The 23,798-nt window shown below is 45.5% G+C and carries 10 protein-coding genes and 1 pseudogene; 10 read left to right on the forward strand and 1 reads right to left on the reverse strand.

The window, feature by feature from the left end; genetic code table 11:
* Nucleotides 1-11: 11 nt before the first annotated feature.
* The 10 genes and pseudogenes from AB3G73_RS16320 (at nt 12) to AB3G73_RS16365 (ending at nt 21,321) form a co-directional block, all read left to right on the forward strand.
* Nucleotides 12-1,961 carry a hypothetical protein gene (locus AB3G73_RS16320; protein ID WP_342987982.1) on the forward strand — a complete coding sequence of 650 codons (1,950 nt, stop codon included), beginning with the start codon at nt 12-14 and terminating at the stop codon, nt 1,959-1,961.
* Between the two features lie 229 nt (nt 1,962-2,190).
* Nucleotides 2,191-4,347, forward strand: a complete 2,157-nt coding sequence (gene rnr / locus AB3G73_RS16325) for a ribonuclease R (RefSeq protein WP_234133200.1) — start codon at nt 2,191-2,193, stop codon at nt 4,345-4,347.
* A 258-nt stretch (nt 4,348-4,605) separates the two neighbouring features.
* Entirely contained in the window at nt 4,606-5,085 is a 480-nt protein-coding gene (locus tag AB3G73_RS16330; protein ID WP_009001221.1) for a pyridoxamine 5'-phosphate oxidase family protein, read from the forward strand.
* The gene (locus AB3G73_RS16335) at nt 5,082-9,149 is read left to right on the forward strand and encodes a two-component regulator propeller domain-containing protein (RefSeq protein WP_367745227.1); all 4,068 of its coding nucleotides are present in this window, start codon (nt 5,082-5,084) and stop codon (nt 9,147-9,149) included. The genes AB3G73_RS16330 and AB3G73_RS16335 overlap by 4 nt, the downstream gene beginning before the upstream one ends.
* 519 nt (nt 9,150-9,668) lie before the next feature.
* The gene (locus AB3G73_RS16340) at nt 9,669-12,848 is read left to right on the forward strand and encodes a SusC/RagA family TonB-linked outer membrane protein (RefSeq protein ID WP_367745228.1); all 3,180 of its coding nucleotides are present in this window, start codon (nt 9,669-9,671) and stop codon (nt 12,846-12,848) included.
* A gap of 12 nt (nt 12,849-12,860) precedes the next feature.
* Nucleotides 12,861-14,483, forward strand: coding sequence for a SusD/RagB family nutrient-binding outer membrane lipoprotein (locus AB3G73_RS16345; protein WP_367745229.1), 1,623 nt, complete (start codon nt 12,861-12,863; stop codon nt 14,481-14,483).
* 35 nt (nt 14,484-14,518) lie between these two features.
* Nucleotides 14,519-14,899, forward strand: coding sequence for a hypothetical protein (locus AB3G73_RS16350; protein WP_007757599.1), 381 nt, complete (start codon nt 14,519-14,521; stop codon nt 14,897-14,899).
* 20 nt (nt 14,900-14,919) lie between these two features.
* Nucleotides 14,920-16,554 (forward strand): cellulase family glycosylhydrolase, encoded by a 1,635-nt coding sequence (locus AB3G73_RS16355; RefSeq protein ID WP_367745230.1) that lies wholly within the window; start codon nt 14,920-14,922, stop codon nt 16,552-16,554.
* Nucleotides 16,555-16,597: 43 nt separating this feature from the next.
* Entirely contained in the window at nt 16,598-18,910 is a 2,313-nt protein-coding gene (locus AB3G73_RS16360) for a glycoside hydrolase family 3 N-terminal domain-containing protein (RefSeq protein ID WP_367745231.1), read from the forward strand.
* A 7-nt stretch (nt 18,911-18,917) separates the two neighbouring features.
* Nucleotides 18,918-21,321 (forward strand): annotated as a pseudogene (locus AB3G73_RS16365) (glycoside hydrolase family 3 N-terminal domain-containing protein).
* Nucleotides 21,322-21,476: 155 nt separating this feature from the next.
* Here the strand turns inward: AB3G73_RS16365 and bglX are convergent.
* Nucleotides 21,477-23,762: a beta-glucosidase BglX gene (gene bglX, locus AB3G73_RS16370; protein WP_367745232.1), complete on the reverse strand. Its 2,286-nt coding sequence runs from the start codon at nt 23,760-23,762 to the stop codon at nt 21,477-21,479.
* Between the last annotated feature and the right edge of the window lie 36 nt (nt 23,763-23,798).

Genomic DNA, 23,798 nt, shown 5'->3' on the forward strand with positions numbered 1-23,798 from the left:
AAAACGCATTTATGAGAAAAGACTTATTATTAGGAATTGCTGTCACTTCTCTGATCGGATTATCAGGTTGTAGCAGCGACGATGAGAACACAACGTGGGGTGTTTCCGCACCTGATGCCGCACTTACGGTATCTTTACCTTCGGACTTTGCATGGAATAATGACTCGAAGATAGGACTTTACTGTGCACAAGCTTATGACAATGGTACAGTTGGAGTTATCAACAAAGCTATAGCTATTACAAGCGGAGCCGGTACAAGCAACGCCGGGCTGGCTAATGCCATAAAACCGGGTGAAGGAGCAAACAAACTTTATACATATTATCCTTACAATGAAGCCTTGGGGGAAAATCCGGCAAAAGTAAAGGTTAGTATCCCTTCACTTCAAAAGCAGAATATGCCCGATCCTGTTCAAAGCACAAATGAATATTCGTTCTTTTACGGAACACAAACAGCAACTCCGGTTGACGCCAGTCCGATGACTGCAAATATTGCAATGAAAAATCTATTCTGTGTTTTAGAGTTCAATATAGGCACAACTGCATTCGGAATAGGTAAACAAATATCCGAAATCACGGTATCAGCCGAGAATGCTAAATTAGCCGGTGACTTTGGAGTGAATCTGACAGCAGATAAAGTAGTCGCAGACGGTACAGCCGATGCCTCTTATATTTCTGCCAACTCTATCACTTTACAAATGGAAGGAATAGCAGGAACACTAGCTACAACCCCTATAAAAACACGTATTACAATGAATCCGGCACAACTGGAAGGTAAACAATTAAAAATAAAAGTTAAGCTAGGAAATGATTCATGGGAATTCACAGAAGACGGACGTAACTATCTCGCAAACAAAGTATACTCTGTTGATTTAAACCTGACAGATCCTCCATTAAATCTGAATGAAAAAGGATATTCAAACAGTTATATGGTAAACCAACCCAATACAACATACAAATTCGATGCAAAAGTACAGGGAAATGGGAAAGTAACCACAGGTATAACCCCACAATCCATTGATCCGAAAGATGCCTTTATTGTGTGGGAATCCACTTCAGCACAGAATGGGGTCATCAAAAACGTAAAATTATCAGCAGATGGATTTGTAACTTTCACCACCTCCGGTAATATCGGTGGAAATGCCCTGATTGCTGTTACCGACGGCATACCTACTGACGAGTTCCCTAAAGGAACCATTTTGTGGAGTTGGCATATCTGGAGTACCGATTATGATATCTCGCAAGACGTGGCTATTACTAATGCTGATGGAGTTAAATTCCACTTTATGAAAATTAACTTAGGTGCATTAAGCGTTGCTCCAGACGAAAATGGATATGGATTAAAATATCAATGGGGACGCAAAGATCCATTTTTCTATGATGGAATACCCTCCGGCGGAGTGGTAACAGGCGTAGTATCCGACACGATGTACGGATGGCAATCTGATACATATTCTCCAGAAACAGGGGGGGAAGATTTGTCACTGTATTATTCAGGTGTCTTCCCAACAGCATTCTTCAAAGGTGGTTATGGGACAGATAACGATTGGTACGGAACAGGTACAGGTATAGAAAACAGAAATAACAATTTATGGGGGAATCCTGAAAATGAATTAGGAAATAAATCTATTTATGACCCATGCCCAGTAGGTTATCGTGTACCCCCACAAGCTGCATATAATAATTTCTCAGGTCCCAATTATAAGGATTTCGGCTGTACATTCAAAGGTGCAGAAGATCTGTTCTTTATAGGAGCTGGATACTTAACCTATAGTAGTGGTATCATTGGAGGAAAAGGTTACGGTAACAAATATTCATTAACATACTGGACAACTAATACAAATGATATAAATGCTATATCTATGAGATATGATCCACCAGTATCAAGTCCTAGTGCATATTTCAGTAACAAACAAGGAGCACAACGAGCACAAGGTAGTATTGTTCGTTGCATCCGTGAATAAATCTCTCTTAAACATTAATGAGTAGAAGGGCTGTTTCTGCAAAGAAACGGCTCTTTTTTATATCTGCCAATCACCTGCTAATTGGCTCAATCTGTAATATAGTACACAGCAAACACCCTATCATAAAACATGAAATACAAAACAGCACCACTATTTTTCTTTCCTCAAAGTTTCCATAAGGAAAATAATCCTATATCTTTGTAACTACATATTTTTAAAAGACAACATTATGGCAAAAAAGAAAGAAAAGAAAGAGAAAAAGGCCGGCAAAAGAATGAGTAAGAAAGAGCTGGCAGCATTATTGATAGACTTTTTCCATGCCAAACCGAACGAGACCTTGAGTATGAAATATATTTTCTCGGAATTGCGTCTCACCACCCATCCGCAGAAAATGCTATGCGTCGATATACTACATGACCTTTTAGCTGACGATTATATTTCCGAAATAGAAAAAGGAAAATTCCGCCTCACCAATCATGGAACGGAGATGGTAGGGACTTTCCAACGGAAAAGCAATGGCAAAAACTCATTTATCCCCGAAGGAGGAGGTGAACCAATATTTGTGGCCGAACGTAACTCGGCACATGCCATGAACAATGACAAAGTAAGGATCACCTTCTATGCCAAACGCAAGAACAAAGATGCCGAGGGCGAAGTAATAGAAATACTGGAACGTGCTAACGACACTTTCGTCGGCACACTGGAAGTAGCTAAATCCTATGCATTCCTAGTGACGGAAAACCGTACACTTGCCAATGACATCTTTATCCCGAAAGACAAACTGAAAGGTGGAAAGACCGGCGATAAAGCCATCGTGAAAGTAACCGAATGGCCGGACAAAGCAAAGAATCCTATCGGACAAGTGATAGATATATTAGGCCAAGCCGGTGATAACACTACGGAAATGCACGCTATTCTTGCAGAATTCGGCTTGCCGTACGTATATCCGAAAGCTGTGGAAACAGCCGCAGACAAGATTCCTGCCGAGATTTCAGCAGAAGAAATAGCCAAACGCGAAGATTTCCGCAAGACCACCACTTTCACCATCGACCCGAAAGATGCCAAGGACTTTGACGATGCGCTTTCTATCCGTAAGCTGAAAGACGGATTATGGGAAGTAGGTGTGCACATCGCCGACGTGACACATTACGTGAAAGAAGGAGGAATCATCGACAAAGAAGCAGAGAAGCGGGCAACCTCCGTTTATCTGGTAGACCGTACCATCCCGATGCTTCCCGAACGGTTGTGTAACTTCATCTGTTCACTCCGTCCGAATGAAGAAAAACTTGCTTTCTCCGTCATCTTTGATATTACTGAAAAGGGAGAAGTCAGAAATTCACGCATCGTACATACAGTCATCAATTCCGACCGCCGTTTCACTTACGAAGAGGCACAGCAGATTATTGAAACCAAAGAAGGAGACTACAAAGAAGAAGTACTCACACTGGATACCATTGCCAAAGCACTTCGTGAGAAACGTTTCGCAGCAGGAGCCATCAACTTCGACCGCTACGAGGTGAAGTTTGAAATTGACGAGAAAGGAAAACCGATCAGCGTTTATTTCAAAGAATCGAAAGACGCCAACAAACTGGTGGAAGAATTCATGTTGCTTGCCAACAGAACAGTGGCTGAGTTCGTCGGTAGAGTTCCTAAAAATAAAAAGCCTAAAGTGCTTCCTTACCGTATCCACGACCTTCCCGATCCGGAGAAACTGGAGAATCTGTCACAATTCATCGCCCGCTTCGGCTACAAAGTACGTACAAGCGGAACGAAGACGGATATTTCAAAATCCATCAACCACCTGCTAGACGACATACACGGAAAGAAAGAAGAAAACCTGATTGAAACCGTATCTATCCGTGCCATGCAAAAAGCCCGTTATTCGACTCACAACATCGGTCACTACGGACTGGCATTCGAATATTACACCCACTTTACTTCACCCATCCGCCGTTTCCCGGACATGATGGTACACCGTCTGGTAACGAAGTATATGGACGGAGGACGCAGCGTGTCCGAAGCGAAATACGAAGACCTCTGCGACCACAGTTCGAACATGGAACAAATTGCAGCCAACGCTGAACGCGCTTCCATCAAATACAAACAAGTGGAATTCATGAGCGAACGTCTGGGACAGATTTATGACGGCGTTATCTCCGGTGTCACCGAATGGGGACTCTACGTAGAACTGAACGAGAACAAATGCGAAGGTCTGGTTCCTGTCCGCGATCTGGATGACGATTATTATGAGTTCGATGAAAAGAATTATTGTCTTCGCGGACGTCGCAAAAACAAGATCTATAGTTTGGGAGATGCCATCACCGTTCGTGTAGCCCGCGCTAATCTGGAAAAGAAACAGCTGGACTTTGAACTAATCGAAAAATAAGTTTGACCCTATAAAGAAGTAAAGCTGAAAAGATTTGAAGGGTGTATCCAATGTCAGAAAGAACCATAATTCTGTCATTAGATACACCCTTTATTCAAAACACAAAGCGAGCCAACTTCCCATAACATACCAACAGACTCCGTTACCAACTACACAAACCAACAAAGACAACGAGAAAAAAGTCTGCATAGATTTGTGTAATCAATCGTAAGTCTGTACTTTAGCATCTCATTTTAATTATTCTTACTATTATAATCTATGAAAACTGTCATTATCGAAGACAAACAACGAATCGAGTCCATTATCCTCCATTGCGATGCCTGCTTTGTAGGTATCACAGATTTAGAAGGTAATCCCTACGTAGTTCCGATGAACTTCGGTTATGAGAATGGCATCCTATACCTTCATTCGGGTCCCGAAGGCAGCAAGTTGGAGATGTTGGAACATAATAATAATGTCTGCATCACTTTCAGCGTCGGTCATAAACTCGTATATCAGCACGAGAAAGTAGCGTGCAGTTACAGTATGCGTTCCGAAAGCGCCATGTGCCGTGGAAAAGTGACATTCATAGAAGATATGGATGAAAAACGCCGGGTATTGGATATTATCATGCGTCATTACACGGATAGTGAGTTCAACTATTCCGAACCTGCCGTGCGCAATGTCAAAGTATGGCAAGTGCCCATCGAGCAGATGACGGGAAAAGTCTTCGGTTTGCGAGCCAACGAGAAGCCATGAAACGTTTTCCGGCTCTCTGCCTGTTGACCATCTTCCTTCTGTTACCTGCCCTTTCCATTTTCGCACAATCAGAAAAGCAGGTAAACAGCCACTCTTTTACCTATCAATACCTCACCACCAAGGAAGGATTAAGCAACCAGCGCGTATTCTCCATCCTCGAAGACAAGAAAGGCTTCATCTGGATTTCAACACGTTCAGGGGTGGACTGCTTCAACGGAAGAACCGTAAAAAACTACAGCCTTTTCGGCGAAGACATCATCGTTGACGGAGCCGGACGTATGATCTACCTCACGAAAGACTCACACGAAACACTCCGGGCATATACAAGTGCCGGTAAAGTATTCAAATACGATCCCATCTCCGACGCTTTCACCCTCGAAATTGACGTAGCGGAACTAACGGAAAGCGGAATACTCCTCAACAATCTCTTCATCGACTCATCCAACCGCTTCTGGTTCGGACTGAAAAATGGTTTGTTCTGCTACGACAGCACCAACCGGCACATGGAGAATATACTAAAAAAGAAATGCATCAACACCATCCATTTCTCGCCATCCGACGAAACCCTATATATCGCCACTACCGAAGGATTGTATAAACGCAACCAGCAAAATGGAACAATTACCACCCTATTACCCGAGTGTTACATCCAGTCCGTTTTCTACGATCCCGCAACCCACTTGCTCTGGATAGGAACTTTCAACTCCGGAGTAAAAGTGCAGGATACCCGTACCGGAGATTTCCTGTCGAACGAATCACTGAACCAGCTGCCACACCTCCCCTACCGTTCCATCATCCCCTACGACCCACAAACATTATTGCTGGGAGTAGACGGAGCAGGTGTCTATGCAGCCACCCGTGATGCCGGACACTCCTGGTCTTTCCTCAATGCGAACCTGGAAGAAGAAGGAGAACTGAAAGGAAACGGCATTTATGCCCTCTGCAAAGACAGTTCTTCCAATCTATGGATCGGCAGTTATACAGGAGGTGTAGCCTATGCCAATCCGAAGAAATATCTCTTCGAACTTACCCAACATGAATACAAAAACCCGCAATCACTGATAAACAACCACGTCAACGCTATCCTCGAAGATCATGAAGGCGACTTATGGTATGCCACCAACCAGGGAATCAGTGTACACCTGCTAAAGTCCGGTACCTGGAAACACTTCCTGAAAGAAAACGTATTCCTGACTCTCTGTAATGATAAAAACGGGAATGTATGGACCGGAGGTTACGGCACAGGCGTCTACTGCCTCAACAAACATACAGGCATCCGCCAGCATCTCACCACCGAACGTCCCGGCACATTGACAACAAACTACATTTACTCAATCGTAGAGGACAACAACAAGAACTTATGGTTTGGTGGCATGTATGGCAACCTCATCCGATATACCCCGCCTCAAGCAGGGAAAGCGGAAAAGTTCACCCCATACAGCATTACGCTCATCAATTCGATAACCACAGTCGGCAAAGACACAATAGCCCTTGCCACGGCCAACGGATTCTACCTATTGAACAAACAAACCGGAAATTTCAAGCAATACTTCACCTCCCCCTCCAATGCCGACACCCGGAGCAACAGCTTCATCTACTCCATGTACTTCCCCACTCCCGACAAAGTGTGGTTCGGTACAGACGGAGGCGGCATCAACTTATTAGACCTGAAAACAGGCAAAGCCGTCACCTATTCCACAGCAGACGGCCTTCCTTCCAACTATATATACAGCATCCTTCCCGACAACGAAGGCCACCTATGGCTTAGCACAGACAAAGGAGTGGCTTACATCACCACCTCCCCCTCTCCCACAATAACCAACATTGGCTTCCTTGACGGACTGGCAAATGAATTTAACTTCATGTCCTACACCCGCCTAAAAAATGGGGACTTCATCTATGGAAGTACCAACGGCGCAGTGTGCTTCAACCCGGAAAACTTTACCCGTCATCTTTACGAAGCCCCCTTGTTGTTCACTTCCTTCGAAGTCCCGCAAAAGTCACGTGAAAAGACCGAAGAGAAAAAGATTCAATTCAACCGGATGCTGAACGAAGGAAAAACGATCGAGTTGAAATACAACGAGAATTCTTTTCTCATTTCATTTATCTCCGTCTCTTACCAGTATCAACAAGACATCCACTACAGCTACCAACTGGAGGGTTTCGAACAAAACTGGAGTGCTCCTACCAACGAATTAAGCATCCGTTATACCAATATTCCTCCGGGCAATTATACGTTCCGCGTAAAAAGCATGAGCAAAAACGGCGGACAACAACTAGACGAGCAAACCATCCGCATACACATTGCGCAGCCTTACTGGAACACAGCAATCGCCTGGCTGATATACATCATCCTACTGGCAGGTATCACCTATTTCATCTGGCGTTTCTTTGCCAACAAGATGGAGAAGAAGCACTTCTCCGAAAAGATACAGTTCTTTATCAACACCGCCCATGACATCCGCACTCCGGTGACGCTTATCATGGCTCCGCTTAGCGACCTAAGCAAAGAGGACGGACTGTCCGGAGAAGGGAAACGATACCTCCAGATAGCCCGGAAAAACACAGAAAAGCTATACAACTTAATCACGCAACTACTCGACTTCCAGAAGATAGACACAACACATCTCACACTTCAGGTTGCAGAGTACGATTTGAAATCATACTTGCAGGAAAAAGTGCTTAACTTCCAGTCCCTTTGCGAAAGCAAACAAATCCGGATGGAATTATCAGTGCCCGAAGCCCCCGTCTCACTTTGGATGGATAAAGACAAAGCAGACAAAATATTCGATAACCTGTTATCGAATGCAGTGAAATACACCCCTGCCGGCGGAACTATTTCAATCACAATAGAGCAGAATGATAAAAAGATAACCGTAGAAGTCAAAGACAGCGGTATCGGTATTCCGCGTAAAGCACAACGGTATATCTTCTCCAATTTCTACCGTGCCGAAAATGCCGTCAACTCCAAAGAAACCGGAAGCGGCATCGGATTACTGCTGACCCGTCGCCTGATGAAACTACATAAAGGAAACATCTCCTTTACCAGCAACGAAGGCGAAGGTTCCACCTTCCTGCTCACTTTCCGAAAAGGGAACCGCCATCTGGCACGCTACATCCTGTCGGGGAAACCCTCTCCTCTATCTACCTTCCTATCGGATATATCCACAGAAGACAATAGCAGCGAACTATCACCGGAGGTAAATACAGACCGGGAAACAGGAACCGTTCAGCATACAGACCGATACGATGAAAACGAGCCGAACCAGACAGCCCATACTGCCAAAGAACGAATTTTGATTGTAGAGGACAACGACGATCTGCGTTTCTACCTGAAAAAGACATTTTCTTCCATCTACACCGTCATCGACAAACCCGACGGAGAATCGGCACTGGAATATCTGCAAGGGGCATCAGTAGACTTGATTATCTCCGACGTCATGATGCCGGGCATTCAGGGGGACGAATTGTGTCGCCAGCTCAAGTCGGACTTTACCACCTCGCATATCCCCGTCATCCTATTGACAGCCAAAACGGAGAAAGACGCCATCCTCGAAGGATTGGAAAGCGGAGCGGACGATTATCTCACCAAGCCTTTCGATACGGAGATCCTGAAGACTAAAATAAAAGGAGTATTACAGAACCGCAAGATTATGCGGCAGTATTTCCTTTCTCATTCGCTCAATTCCATTCCTGCTACGGGGCAAAGCGAAAAGAAAGAGGACACCGAATGTGCCAACCTCCTATCTCCCATGGACAAAGAGTTTTTGGAACGTTGCACAAAGCTCGTTACAGAAAATCTGGCCAACCCGGATTTCACCATCAACCAGCTCTCCCGTGAGCTGGCATTAAGCCGTACTATATTCTACGAAAAACTGAAAGCCCTGACAGGGCAGGCGCCTAACGAATTTATCAAACTCATGCGCATGACAGAAGCGACCAATCTATTAAAACAGCAGATTCCGGTGCAGGAAGTCGCTCTTTTGGTTGGTTTCACAGATTCCAAGTACTTTAGTACAGCATTCAAGAAACATTACGGAGTGTCTCCAAGCAAGTTTCTTTAAAAAAAGATTTTCGATATTTACCCTCACACCATCACCATCAACCTACATTTCCTTATTCATAGGCGTTACAGGGGTGAGGGTAACTGTGGTAGCAGGGTGAGGGTAAGCAGTTACCCTCACCCTGTCTCGTCCTGAATGTCAGCCTGATCCCCTGCAATACATAGGATATTCAACCGATATACATTTGTTATCTCCCCGTTATACATCTGTTAAGCTACCAATATTGTTAGTCTCCCACGGCCGTGACAACTTCTTTCCACAGCCGTGGTAGCTTCTTTTCACGACCGTGGGAAGATCCTACCACGGCCGTGGAAGATTAATGATATCAGTACTCTAATGGAAGGATACCGGTAACTTGATGGAACAATACCGAATTCTTTTTGTATACTTGCAGCATAAAAAGACGAAAAGATGCAAATCCGATAGTTTTTCAACCTATTCCGATAGCTTTCAAACCCAGCTAGACAGTGTTACGCCCTATATTTGCGACGTAAATCAACAATCTAATAATCTATTAAGATGAAAAAGCAGTTAACCCTATTTCTCTGTCTGTTGCTATTCATACCCATATATGGATATGCGGAAGACGAAGTAACTCATCAAGTTGTACAGCAAACTACCAAAGTAAAAGGTACTGTTACGGATGAACAAGGCGAACCGTTAATCGGAGCCAGCATCGCCGTTAAAGGTACTTCGCAGGGAGTGATTACCGACTTCAATGGTCAATTCAGCATCGACGCTTCCAAAAACGCTACATTAATAGTCAGTTATGTAGGTTATCGTTCGGAAGAAGTACAGGTGAAAGGACAATCCAATCTTAAAATCGTCTTGAAAGAAGACAGCAAAATCATCGACGAAGTGGTTGTTACCGCACTGGGCATCAAGCGTGAACGGAAAGCACTCGGCTATTCCATCGGTGAAGTGAAAGGTGAAGAACTTGAAAAAGCAAAGGAAACCAATGTCATCAACTCGCTGGCAGGAAAGATTCCGGGACTGGTTATCAGTCAGACTGCCGGAGGCCCCTCCGGTTCATCTCGCGTCATCGTTCGCGGTAGCACGGAAATGACGGGAAACAATCAACCGCTTTATGTGGTGGACGGAGTGCCTTTGGACAACAGCAACTATGGCAGTGCCGGACAATACGGAGGTTATGACCTCGGCGACGGTATCTCCAGTATCAACCCGGACGATATTGAAAGTATGTCCGTATTGAAAGGTCCGGCGGCATCTGCCTTGTACGGTAGCCGCGCTTCTCACGGTGTGATCCTTATCACTACCAAGAAAGCAAGTACCAAAAAGAAATTTGCAGTGGAACTGAACAGTACCACTACTTTCGAGAAACAATTAACGAAGTGGGACGATATACAGTACGTCTACGGTCAGGGAACCGGCGGACGCATCAACGGTACGGACGACCAATATTCTTCGAACAAGAACTGGGGACCGAAGATTGATCCGGGACTGAATCTGACGTATTTCGACGGAGTGACCCGCCCGTATGTTGTCATTCCCAACAATATCGACGGTTTCTTCAGAACCGGTATGACCACTACCAACACAATCGTTGTCAGCACCGTGAAAGATGACACGGGTATCCGCGCCACTTATACGGATATGCGCAACAAAGACATTCTTCCAAACACGAAGATGAGCCGTAACACGCTGAATCTGCGTGCCAACACTACGATCAACAAGAAAGTAGACCTCGACTTCAAGGTGACTTACACGCGTGAAGACGTAAAGAACCGTCCCGCACTGTCTGACCACCGTGCCAACCCTGCCAAGAACCTGATGTCTCTGGCAACCACCTACGACCAGAAATGGCTGCGCGACAACTACAAAGATGCCGACGGCAACTACTACGACTGGAACGGACGCGACGTATGGAACCTCAACCCTTACTGGGTGCTCAACGAAATGACCAATGAATCGGGAAAAGACAAGTTCATGGGTTCGGCATTGGTACGTTACAACGTCAACGAACACTTCAAGATTCAAGTGACCGGTGGTGCGGACATCAACTTCATGAACTTCCAAGACTATGCAGCCCCCACCTCACCGGGATTTGAACAGGGACAGTTGCAAATCAGCGATTTCAAAAACAGAATGTATAACATAGAAGCATTGGCTATTTACAACAACAGTTATAAGAAATTCGACTATGGAGTAACCATCGGCGGCAACCTCTATAAAGTGGACAACAAAACACAGATTGTAACTGCCAAAGAGATGGTGATGCGTGACGTCATTGCCCTGCAAAGCTTCACAAGCAAAGAGATTACCGAAGGAACCTACCGCAAACAGATTAACTCTCTCTATGGTTCTATCAACCTTGCTTACGGCAACTTCGTCTACCTCGACGCCACGCTACGCGGTGACCACTCTTCCACTCTGCCATCGGGAAACAATACTTATTTATACCCATCGGTATCAGGAAGTTTCCTGTTCTCGGAATTCTTCAAGATCAATCCGACGCTATTGCCTTACGGTAAAGTGAGAGTTTCATGGGCACAGGTAGGTAGCGACACAGATCCTTACCAATTGGGACTGTCCTACGAACTGTCTCCCAAAAACTATTCAGGGTACGCACTGTCTCAAATCGCCAATACGACGATTCCGAACAAAGACCTGAAACCGACCAAGACCAACTCTGCCGAAGTGGGACTGGAACTGAAATTCCTGAAAAACCGCATCGGACTGGATTTCACTTACTACACCCAAAAAAGTAGTAACCAGATTATGCGCCTCAACACCACAGGAACTTCCGGCTACAACTCCATGCTGATTAATGCAGGAGAAATAGAGAACAAAGGAGTGGAAATCGCACTGAACACACGCCCCATACAGACGAAAGATTTCTCATGGGACTTGAATATCAACTTCTCAAAGAATAGTAATAAGGTAAAAAGATTAGCTTCAGGTATTAAAGAATTTGAATTGGAATCGGCACGTTGGATTAATGTAAAGGTAGCTGCCGTAGAAGGGGAGAACTATGGTTCCATCCTCGGTAAAGACTTCCTTAGAAATGATGCCGGACAGATTATCGTAGATGCTTCTACGGGACTTCCGAAAGTGACGGAAGACTTACGAGTGCTGGGCAACGCCACCTGGAAATGGACAGGAGGTATCACCACCAACCTGACTTACCGCGACATCTCCCTGTCTGCCATCTTCGATATTAAGGTAGGCGCCGATGTCTATTCCATGTCCGCCCGCTCTTCTTACATGACCGGAAAAGACAAAGCCACTCTTGCAGGACGCGACGGCTGGTATGAATCGGAAGAGCAACGACTGCAAGCCGGAGTGAAAGAAAGTAATTGGGAAGCGACAGGCGGTTATGTAGTAGAGGGCGTGGTAGAAATGCCGGACGGAAGTTTCGCGGAAAACAAGAAGTTTGTCGACCCCGAAGTATATTGGAAACATATAGCCGATCAGACTCCGGTTCCGTTTATCTACGACAACTCTTACGTAAAGGTGCGCGAAATTACGTTGGCTTACCGTCTGCCCAAAAGATGGATCAGCAAGGTGTTTGATGCCGTATCCGTATCGTTCGTGGCACGTAACCCGTTCATCATCTACAAGAACGTACCGAACATCGACCCGGACTCCAACTACAACAACGGCTCGGGTATGGGACTGGAATACGGCTCGCTGCCATCCAGAAGAAGCTATGGTTTCAATGTTAACGTAAAATTCTAATAGTAAGCAATCATGAAAACAATCTATAAAATCGCCTTCGGTATATTATGTATATGCGGTCTGTTGCTGGGAGCCTGCACCGACTTTGAGGAACTGAATACAGACCCTTCCAAGTCGTCCTCTACCGACCCGAACCAGCAACTGTCTATGATTCAGTTGCAAACATGGGGACATTGGCAAATGTGCCAGCCCTATCCATTCTATCTGGCTGCTTTCGCACAATATATGCAGGGCGACTGGAACACCACCAACTATGGCGGACAGTATCGCAAAAATGATGCGGAAATGGGAAACACATGGAACCTGATGTACCCGGCACTCATCAAGAACATTGTCGACATTCTGGACAAGACCAAGGATAACGAACGGGAAGTGAACATCCACTCCGTTGCCCGTATTTATAAAGTATATCTTTTCTCCATACTGACGGATATGTACGGCGACTGCCCTTACTTCGAAGCGGGTAAAGGCTTTATCACCGGTAACGTAAAACCTGCCTACGACAAACAGGAACTGATATACAAGGATTTCCTGAAAGAACTCGGCGAAGCGGCAGATGCTCTGACCGCCAGTGGTGACAAGGTCACGGGAGATATTATCTTTCAAGGGAATATCGACAAATGGAAACGTTTTGCCAACTCCCTGCACCTGCGCTATGCAATGCGCATCGTAAACGCAGACCCGGAACTGGCAAAAGCAGAAGCCATCAAAGCTGTCGGTCAGGAAGCCGGTCTGATGCAATCGGCCGCTGACGATGCCCTGATTGCTTACACCGATATTCAGGACTGGGCATCCAACGAATTCCGCAGAAACGGGCTCGCCCAACTATGGAGAGGTCGCGAAGCATATCCTACGGCTTATCTCTGCAGCACATTCTGGAAACAGCTGGACGCTACTTCCGACCCGCGGCAGTTTGTATTCGGACGTTGTTATGACGAAAGTTCGGCAAACAACCCATTCGGACGTGTGGATCTGACGGAGGAAATGCAGAATACGGAAGCAGCCAAGTTTCAGCCTTGCAACCCGGGTTATTTCTGGTACAGCAACGGGACATGGCCGGAGGGTTATTGGAGCAAGCTGACTAATAAATGGCAGGACAAAGCTACCCGTCCGCAGCTCAACAACATTTTCCTGAAAGGCGATATGCCCGGAGTGGTTATGACATACGCGGAAGCGGAATTATTACTGGCGGAAGCCAAAGCCCGCTGGGCAGGAGACATCACAACAGGTGCCGACGCTTCCACCCATTATAAAAACGGAGTACGCGCAGCCATCCATTTCCTGGAGAAATTCGGTGCCAAGACTTTTGACGATCAGGTCATCGATACCTATCTGCAGGCTAATTCACTACCTGCCAGCGGATTGGATGCACAGCTTACTGCTATCAACACCCAATTATGGATTCTGCACTTCAACAATATCCCCGAAGGATATGCCAACTGGAGAAGAACAGACATTCCGGTGTTGCTTCCTTCTCCCCATTACGGGGCAGTGACGATTGATTCGCAGACTACACCGCTGCGTCTCTGCTACCCGCTCTTTGAAAGTTCGTACAATCCGGAGGGTTATCAATCTGCCATCCAGGCTATGGGAGGCAAAGACGACTGGAATTCACCGGTATGGTGGGACAAATAAACCTAAGATCATCAACACTAAAAGAAAAAACGATTATGAAGAAAATAATATTTATATGCACGTTGCTGGTATCTCTGTTTGCCATGAGTGGTTGCAGCGACGATATAGACACTCCGGTACTGACTACTGACGAATATCCGCGCATACTAGGCCGGTGGCCGGACAAGCAGGAGGATGGCACGTTGGGTAAATTCAGTATTCCATTGAATCAGGTGCTTTCCATCAATGTACAATACACTCCTGCCGAACTATGCGAGGGGACATGGTATCTGGATGGAAGGGAAATTCATAAGGGAGTAGGATTGACGTACATTCCTTCGACTATCGGCACTTTCCACCTCGAACTGATTGTAAAGACGCCGACTAAGGAAACCACCCGTGAAGCTATTATCCAAGTAACCGAAGCAACAGAGTAAACCATTAAAACAAGAATTGTATGAAAAAAAGACTTATAATCTATCTGGCCTGTCTGTTTGCATGCCTGATAGCCTCCTGTTCCGAAAAAGATGAAGTAATCAGCAACGGAGGAGAACCGCAAAACTATGTTCCTTTTGCCATCAACAAAGGGGTGAATATCAGTAACTGGCTGTCGCAGGTAGACGCCATCCCCGCCAACGGCTTCTCACAAGCCGAAGCACAAAAGCTGGCAGGATACGGTTTCGACCACATCCGTCTGCCGATAGACGAAAAACTGTTCTTCACGGAAGACGGTCAGAAGATACCGGAAGCATTCACACTGTTGCACAATGCCATAGGATGGTGTCGGGATGCCGGAATGAAAGTGATTGTAGACCTGCACGTATTGCGCGATCACAACTTCAATACAACGGTCACTACATCGGGCGACCCGATTGAGAGTTTCTACGACACATTTGAAGATATGAAATGGGCGGGATGGTTTGCCAATGGCTCCGGCGTGACGGTGAACAATGTAGATAATCCCAGCAAAAGCGGTATAAACACCAGCAACAGGGTGTTCTCTGTGGTACGAAAATCAGGAGTGGACACTTGGTCGAACGCCAAGAAAAAGGATTTTTCCATTATTCCTGTCGGGTCAGGCAAAATGCAGTTCAAGTACCTGCGCGCCAAAATATACAAAAGCACCAAAAGCACTATTACCGTTGTATTGAGTGACGAGAACAATACGAACGACGGTTACTACGGATATACCAATACTACGGCAAATGAATGGGAAGAAATCGCCGTAGATGTATCCAACTATAACAAAAACTGCGGTCGCGTGGCTCTCCGTCCGGAAGAAGGAGAAACAATGTATTTCGACGATGTATTCTTCTCCGACAGTAAAACTGGTGACAACAAGATCTACCCTGAAAGTGGAACTACCACCGTTGTCCCCAAACTCTGGACAGACAAAGACGCCCAGTACAAATATCTCGACTTATGGAAAACGCTGGCGAAAGAACTGAACCAGTATCCCAACGATCTCGTTGCCTACGAGTTATTGAATGAACCGGTAGCCCCTTACGCCTCACAATGGAACTCTCTTTCCGCCCAACTGATTCGTGAACTCCGGCAAACGGAACCCGAACGTAAACTCATCATCGGCTCTAACCGCTGGCAGAGTGTCAACACTTTCAACGAACTGACTATTCCCGGCGGTGACCCGAATATCATCTTGAGTTTCCACTTCTACAACCCGCATCCCCTCACGCACTACCAAGCCGAGTGGACGGAAGAAAAAGACCTGAATGTACCCATTCACTATCCGGGCGAACTGATAGAAGAGGCGGACTTCAACCAACTATCCGAAGCAATGCAAAAACTGGTGACTCCTTATATGGGAACGTATGATAAAACCACGCTTGAGTCACTCGTATTGAAAGCGGAGATGAAAGCTACCAGTCTCGGCGTACAACTCTACTGCGGTGAATTCGGTTGCTACAAAAAGACTCCGGCTGCCGACAGAATGGAATGGATACGGGACGTAGTATCTATCTTGAAGGATCGTCACATCTCCTACTCTTATTGGGAATATAAAGCAGGATTCGGTTTCTGCGATTCACAAGGAAACGTGATTGAACAGGAGGTACTCGATTTGTTAACTAAATAATAGTCATTCAGATAACAATAATCATTCAAATTAAGAAAGAAATATGCGACAAACATTCATCGCTATGGGAATTTGTTGTGCTATCGGCATTTCCACATTAGCTTGTCAGGATAAAAGCAAAGATTACACCGATCCTACGCTGCCTGTGTCCGAACGTGTCTCCAGCCTGATGTCTCAAATGACATTGGAGGAAAAAGTTGCCCAAATGTGCCAATACGTGGGATTGGAACACATGAAGAAAGCAGAAAAGGATATGTCTGCCGAAGACTTGAAACACAGTCATTCGCAGGGTTTCTATCCCAATCTACATTCTTCCGATGTGGAAGAGATGACGAAAAAAGGACTGATTAGCTCGTTCCTGCACGTGGTAAAGGCCGAAGAAGCCAATTATCTGCAATCGCTGGCACAGCAAAGCCGCCTGAAGATTCCACTCCTGATTGGCATTGACGCCATTCATGGAAACGGTTTGTATCGTGGTTCGACCATTTACCCCACTCCTATCGGACAGGCAGCTACTTTTGACCCTGCACTGGTAGAACGGATGTCACGGGAGACTGCTATTGAAATGCGTGCCAGCGGTATGCACTGGACGTTCACTCCGAACGTGGAAGTGGCACGTGACGCTCGCTGGGGACGTGTGGGCGAAACATTCGGCGAAGATCCCTATCTGGTAGGACAGATGGGGGCGGCTACCGTACGCGGATTCCAGACAAAGGATTTCACGGGAAACGATAAAGTGATTGCGTGTGCAAAGCATCTTGTAGGTGGCAGTCAGCCAGCCAACGGAATCAACGGTGCTCCTGCCGAGTTATCGGAAAGAACGTTGCAGGAGGTATTTTTCCCGCCTTTCAAAGATTGTCTGGAAGCGGGGGTATTTACAGTGATGACGGCTCATAATGAGTTGAGCGGGATTCCTTGTCACGGAAATAAGTATCTGATGACGGAAGTATTACGCAATCAGTGGAAGTTTGACGGTTTTGTTGTCAGCGACTGGATGGATATTGAGCGCATGCACGACTATCACAACGTAGCCGAAACGCTGAAAGACGCTTACCGGATCAGTGTAGATGCCGGAATGGGAATGCACATGCATGGACCGGAATTCTACGAAGCTATCATTGAATGTGTGAAAGAAGGGAGTATTCCTGAAAAGCAGATAGATGCTGCCGTTTCTAAGATTCTGGAAGTTAAATTCAGGTTAGGATTGTTCGAGAATCCGTTTATCGACCTGAAAAAGAAAGATGAAATTGTCTTTAATGAGAAACATCAGCAAACGGCACTGGAAGGAGCGCGGAAGTCTATCGTCCTGTTGAAAAATGAAGGTAATATGCTGCCATTGGATGCTTCGAAATATAAGAGAGTGTTTGTTACCGGACATAATGCCAACAATCAGTCTATCTTAGGTGACTGGGCAATGGAACAGCCGGAAGAACATGTCACTACCGTATTGAAAGGTCTGAAAGCTATCAGCCCCGAAACGAATTATAATTTCCTTGATCTCGGCTGGAATGTACGTTTGCTATCGGACAATCAAATAAAGGAAGCAGTGCAACAGGCACGCAGCTCCGATCTGGCGATTCTGGTGGTAGGAGAAAACTCAATGCGTTATCATTGGAACGAGAAGACGTGTGGAGAGAACAGTGACCGTTACGAGCTTTCTTTGCCGGGACGTCAACAGGAACTGGTAGAAGCTGTAGCTGCTACGGGGGTTCCGACAGTCGTTATCCTTGTCAACGGCCGTCCGCTGACTACCGAATGGATAGATGAAAATATGCCGTGTATCATCGAAGCATGGGAGCCGGGAGTAGCCGGGGGTCAGGCTTTGGCGGAAATTCTTTACGGAAAAGTGAACCCAAGCGGTAAACTGCCGATTACGATTCCAAGAAGCACCGGACAGATTCAATGTATGTACAATCATAAATTTACCAACCATTGGTTTCCGTATGCAACAGGAAATTCATTACCTTTGTACGAGTTCGGTTACGGTTTGAGTTATACGACGTATAAATATGAGAACCTCAAACTGTCTGAAGCAACGACCACTCCTGACAAAAGCGTGAAAGTAACTGTAGATGTCACGAATACCGGAAAAATGGATGGTGAAGAAACGGTCCAGCTCTATATCCGCGACGAATACAGTTCTGCTACTCGCCCTGTAAAGGAGTTGAAGGACTTTGCCCGCATACCTTTGAAAGCAGGAGAAACGAAAGAGGTTTCATTTACTCTCACTCCCGAAATGCTGTCCTACTATGACGCTAATATGCACTATGGAGTAGAAAAAGGAACTTTCAAGATTATGGTGGGAGCTTCTTCAAGAGATACCGATCTGCAAAGCATTATACTTACAGTGAAATAAAATAAATATGAAGAAATTACTATGTCTCGCCCTGTTATTGTCTGCCGGAAGTGTTTATACCGGCAGCGTTTCGGCAACCAACCAACCTGCCGGTAAGAAATCCGGAAACAACTCAAAGGATATATACAAAAAGACCTGGATTGACTTCAACAAGAACGGTGTAAAGGACGTATACGAAGATCCCTCCGCTCCTATCGAAGCCCGTATTGCGGATTTGCTTTCGCAAATGACACTGGAAGAGAAGACCTGTCAGATGGCTACTCTTTACGGTTCGGGACGGGTACTGAAAGATGCATGGCCTACCGACGGATGGTCGACAGAAATCTGGAAAGACGGTATCGGGAATATCGACGAACAGGCCAACGGACTGGGTAAGTTCGGTTCTGAAATCTCCTATCCGTATGCCAACAGTGTGAAGAATCGCCACACCGTTCAGCGCTGGTTTGTGGAACAGACACGACTGGGTATTCCGGTCGATTTTACCAACGAGGGAATACGCGGATTATGTCACGACCGGGCTACCATGTTTCCCGCTCAATGCGGGCAAGGTGCCACGTGGAACAAAATAACTGATCCGGGAAATTGCGAAAGTCACTGCTGATGAGGCGAAAGCACTCGGATATACCAATATTTATGCTCCGATTCTGGACATCGCACAAGATCCTCGCTGGGGACGTGTAGTTGAAAGTTACGGAGAAGATCCTTATCTGGTAGGCGAATTGGGTAAGCAAATGATTCTTGGTCTACAAAGTGAAGGAATCGTTGCCACTCCGAAGCACTTCGCCGTTTATAGTATTCCGGTCGGTGGACGCGACGGAGGTACACGTACCGATCCGCACGTGGCTCCGCGTGAGATGAAGACTCTGTATCTGGAACCATTCCGTAAAGGTATTCAGGAAGCGGGTGCACTGGGCGTCATGAGTTCTTACAACGACTATGACGGGGAGCCTGTTTCCGGAAGTTATCATTTCCTCACGGAAATTCTGCGTCAGCAGTGGGGATTTAAAGGATATGTAGTTTCGGATAGTGAAGCGGTGGAATTTCTACATACTAAACATCGTATCACTCCCACAGAAGAAGAAATGGCGGCACAAGTGGTAAATGCCGGATTGAATATCCGCACGAACTTCACTCCGCCACAGGACTTTATTCTTCCATTACGCCGTGCTATTAGTGAGGGCAAAGTCTCTCTGCATACGCTCGATCAACGTGTTGGTGAGATTCTCCGTGTCAAGTTTATGATGGGTCTTTTTGATAATCCATATCCCGGTGATGACCGTCGCCCGGAAGTGGTAGTGCATAATGCCACCCATCAGGATGTATCTATGAGAGCAGCTTTAGAATCTATCGTACTTTTGAAGAATGAGAATCAAATGCTTCCGTTATCCAAGAACTTCAGCAAAATAGCTGTGATTGGCCCGAATGCGGAAGAAGTGAAAGAACTGACTTGCAGATACGGTCCCGCCAATGCATCTATAAAGACTGTCTATCAGGGAATCAAAGAATATCTGCCCAATGCAGAAGTTCGCTATGCAAAAGGCTGTGATATTATTGATAAGTATTTCCCGGAAAGTGAACTGTACAATGTTCCATTAGATACACAAGAGCAAGCGATGATTAATGAAGCCGTAGAATTAGCAAAGGCTTCGGATGTCGCTATCCTTGTATTAGGTGGAAATGAGAAGACGGTTCGGGAAGAATTCTCACGTACCAATCTCGATCTCTGCGGACGCCAACAGCAATTATTGGAAGCTGTTTATGCCACAGGAAAACCAGTCGTTCTGGTAATGGTAGACGGAAGAGCAGCTACTATCAACTGGGCAAACAAATATGTCCCTGCCATCATTCATGCTTGGTTCCCCGGCGAATTCATGGGAGATGCCATCGCCAAAGTTCTTTTCGGAGACTATAACCCGGGCGGACGTCTGGCAGTTACTTTCCCGAAATCAGTGGGACAGATTCCTTTTGCATTCCCATTCAAGCCGGGTTCGGATTCAAAAGGAAAAGTCCGTGTTGCCGGTGTGCTTTATCCTTTCGGATATGGTTTAAGCTATACGACTTTCGGATATTCAGACTTGAAAATCTCTAAACCGGTTATCGGGGCACAAGAGAATATCACTCTTTCATGCACTGTAAAGAATACAGGAAAGAAAGCAGGGGATGAAGTAGTCCAGCTTTATATCCGTGATGATTTTAGTAGCGTAACAACCTACGATAAAGTATTACGTGGTTTCGAACGTATTCATTTGCAACCGAGAGAAGAACAAACGGTTAACTTTACCCTTACTCCTCAAGACTTAGGGTTATGGGATAAGAATAATCAGTTTACAGTAGAGCCGGGAAGTTTCTCGGTGATGGTGGGGGCTTCTTCGGAGGATATTCGGTTGAAGGGAAGTTTCGAGGTTCAATAAACTAAAAATGTAAGCAGACAAAGGTTACCTACATTCAAAATACTTATTAAAATATGGTCAAACAATAAATTGAGACTCCATTCTCTTTCTATCGTTTGACCATATTTGATGAATATACCTAAACTAACCTTATTGAAAACGTCGCTTTAGCTATGTTATTGCAAACTGAATTTCTTTGTTTGTACATCGCGGCTATTTCCACCAACCATCACTTCAAATTCACCCGGTTCACATACCCAATTCAACGCACTATTATAGAATTTCAGTTGTTCTGCAGTGATATCGAAAGAAACAGTACGGCTTTCTCCTTTCTTCAAATGAATACGTTCGAAGCCTTTCAACTCTTTTACCGGACGCGCTACACTTCCTACCATATCACGGATATACATTTGTACAACTTCATCAGCATCATAGTTGCCCGTATTGGTTACAGTGACAGAAGCCGTTATCTTACCATTTTCATTCATAGAGTTATTACTAAGTTGGAGGTCACCATACCGGAATGTGGTGTATGACAGACCATATCCAAATGGATAAAGAGGTTCATTGTCTATATCAAGGTAGTTACTACGGAATTTGCTGAACCACTTTCCTGCCTCCAAAGGACGACCTGTATTCAGATGATTGTAATACAAAGGAATTTGTCCTACATTCTTCGGGAAAGTCGTAGTTAGTTTTCCACTCGGGGAAACATCTCCGAATACAACATCACATATCGCATCAGCTGCTTCACTGCCTCCGAACCATACATTCAATATAGCTGGGAAGTTTTCCTGCTCCCAAGTCATCACAGTGCTGCGACCTGCAAAATAGACCAAAACAATCGGTTTGCCTGTCTTTTTCAATGCTATCAGAAGATCGCGCTGGGCATCCGGCATTTCAAGATTAGTACGACTACAGGATTCACCGCTCATTTCAGACGATTCACCGACAGCTGCTACAATTACATCAGCCTGCGAAGCTATATTCAGAGCCTCATCCAACAATTCCTGTGCGCTACGCGGATCACGCATCTCACGACCGAACATGGTAGCTTCTGCCTCTCTTTGGGCGTCATACATCAGATTCGATCCTTTTGCATAAAGTACTTCCGCTTTGCCTGCCAATGATTGCTTCATGCTATCATACAAGGAATTGTATTTATCAAAAGCAGCCGCCACACTCCATGTACCCGGCATATTGGCCTTTGTATTAGCTAACGGACCAACCAGAGCTATTTTACCTTTACGCTGCAATGGGAGCAGGTTGTTTTCATTCTTCAGAAGCACAAATGTTTCAGTAGCTATTTTACGGGCTACAGCACGATTCTCCGCAGTGAAGATATCTCTCTTTACCCGGCTTGCATCACAATATTTATAAGGATCATCAAACAATCCGAGCTTGTATTTCGCTTCGAGAATACGACGGCAGGCTTTATCTATTTCAGCCATTGTTACTTTTCCTTCTTTCAGAGACTTCTCCAGAGTAGTGAGGAACCCGTCTGCCACCATATCCATATCGGTTCCGGCACTAAGCGACATGGCAGATACTTGTTGCAAATCTCCCATCCCGTGAGCAATCATTTCGGAAATAGCTGTATAGTCTGTTACCACAAAACCATCAAATCCCCAGCGGTCACGCAGTACATCGGTCATCAACCATTTATTACCGGTAGCAGGAATGCCATCGACCACGTTGAAAGAAGTCATCACACTACCCACACCTGCATCAATAGCTGCTTTGTAAGGAGGAAAATAATTATTGAACATACTTAGGTGACTCATGTCCACTGTGTTATAGTCACGACCTGCTTCGGGTGCACCATACAGGGCAAAGTGTTTCACGCAAGCCATGATGGTGTTCTTATCCGTCAGATCGTCACCCTGATAACCTTTTACCATAGCAACCGATATCTCCGAACCTAAATAAGGGTCTTCACCTCCACCTTCAGACATACGGCCCCAACGAGGATCGCGACAGATATCAACCATAGGACTGAAAGTCCAGCAAATACCATCGGCACTGGATTCTTTGGCTGCTATACGGGCGGATTCTTTGATAGCCTCCATATCCCAGCTACAAGAGAGTGCCAAAGGAATAGGGAAAACAGTCTCATATCCGTGAATGACATCCATACCAAACAACAAAGGAATTTTCAGACGACTCTGTTCTACGGCAATCTTTTGTACTTCACGAATATTATCCACTCCTTTCACATTGAAAAGGCCGCCGACCTGGCCTTTTCTTATCTTTCCGGCTACATCACTACTCTTAGCTTGTCCGGTAACAATTTCACCCGACACAGGAAGGTTGAGCTGACCGATCTTCTCCTGTAAAGTCATCTTCCCCATCAGGTTGTCAATAAACTGATCCATTTTACCTTTATCGGCTTGTGGTGTAGCCATGGCAGTGGCAGCAGATGCCGAAATCACTGCAGCTATCAAAAATCTACCTATTCTCATATTCTGTTTTGTATTTATATTATTCTTTCTTCTGTT

This window comes from Bacteroides sp. L008 (assembly GCF_040812255.1).
Classification (GTDB): Bacteria; Bacteroidota; Bacteroidia; order Bacteroidales; family Bacteroidaceae; genus Bacteroides; species Bacteroides vicugnae.

What these genes read in the sequence shown, in the direction of transcription:
- AB3G73_RS16320 (WP_342987982.1), top strand. Translation starts at nt 12, where the DNA reads ATGAGAAAAGACTTATTATTAGGAATTGCTGTCACTTCTCTGATCGGA.
- rnr (WP_234133200.1), top strand. Translation starts at nt 2,191, where the DNA reads ATGGCAAAAAAGAAAGAAAAGAAAGAGAAAAAGGCCGGCAAAAGAATG.
- AB3G73_RS16330 (WP_009001221.1), top strand. Translation starts at nt 4,606, where the DNA reads ATGAAAACTGTCATTATCGAAGACAAACAACGAATCGAGTCCATTATC.
- AB3G73_RS16335 (WP_367745227.1), top strand. Translation starts at nt 5,082, where the DNA reads ATGAAACGTTTTCCGGCTCTCTGCCTGTTGACCATCTTCCTTCTGTTA.
- AB3G73_RS16340 (WP_367745228.1), top strand. Translation starts at nt 9,669, where the DNA reads ATGAAAAAGCAGTTAACCCTATTTCTCTGTCTGTTGCTATTCATACCC.
- AB3G73_RS16345 (WP_367745229.1), top strand. Translation starts at nt 12,861, where the DNA reads ATGAAAACAATCTATAAAATCGCCTTCGGTATATTATGTATATGCGGT.
- AB3G73_RS16350 (WP_007757599.1), top strand. Translation starts at nt 14,519, where the DNA reads ATGAAGAAAATAATATTTATATGCACGTTGCTGGTATCTCTGTTTGCC.
- AB3G73_RS16355 (WP_367745230.1), top strand. Translation starts at nt 14,920, where the DNA reads ATGAAAAAAAGACTTATAATCTATCTGGCCTGTCTGTTTGCATGCCTG.
- AB3G73_RS16360 (WP_367745231.1), top strand. Translation starts at nt 16,598, where the DNA reads ATGCGACAAACATTCATCGCTATGGGAATTTGTTGTGCTATCGGCATT.
- bglX (WP_367745232.1), bottom strand. Translation starts at nt 23,762, where the DNA reads ATGAGAATAGGTAGATTTTTGATAGCTGCAGTGATTTCGGCATCTGCT.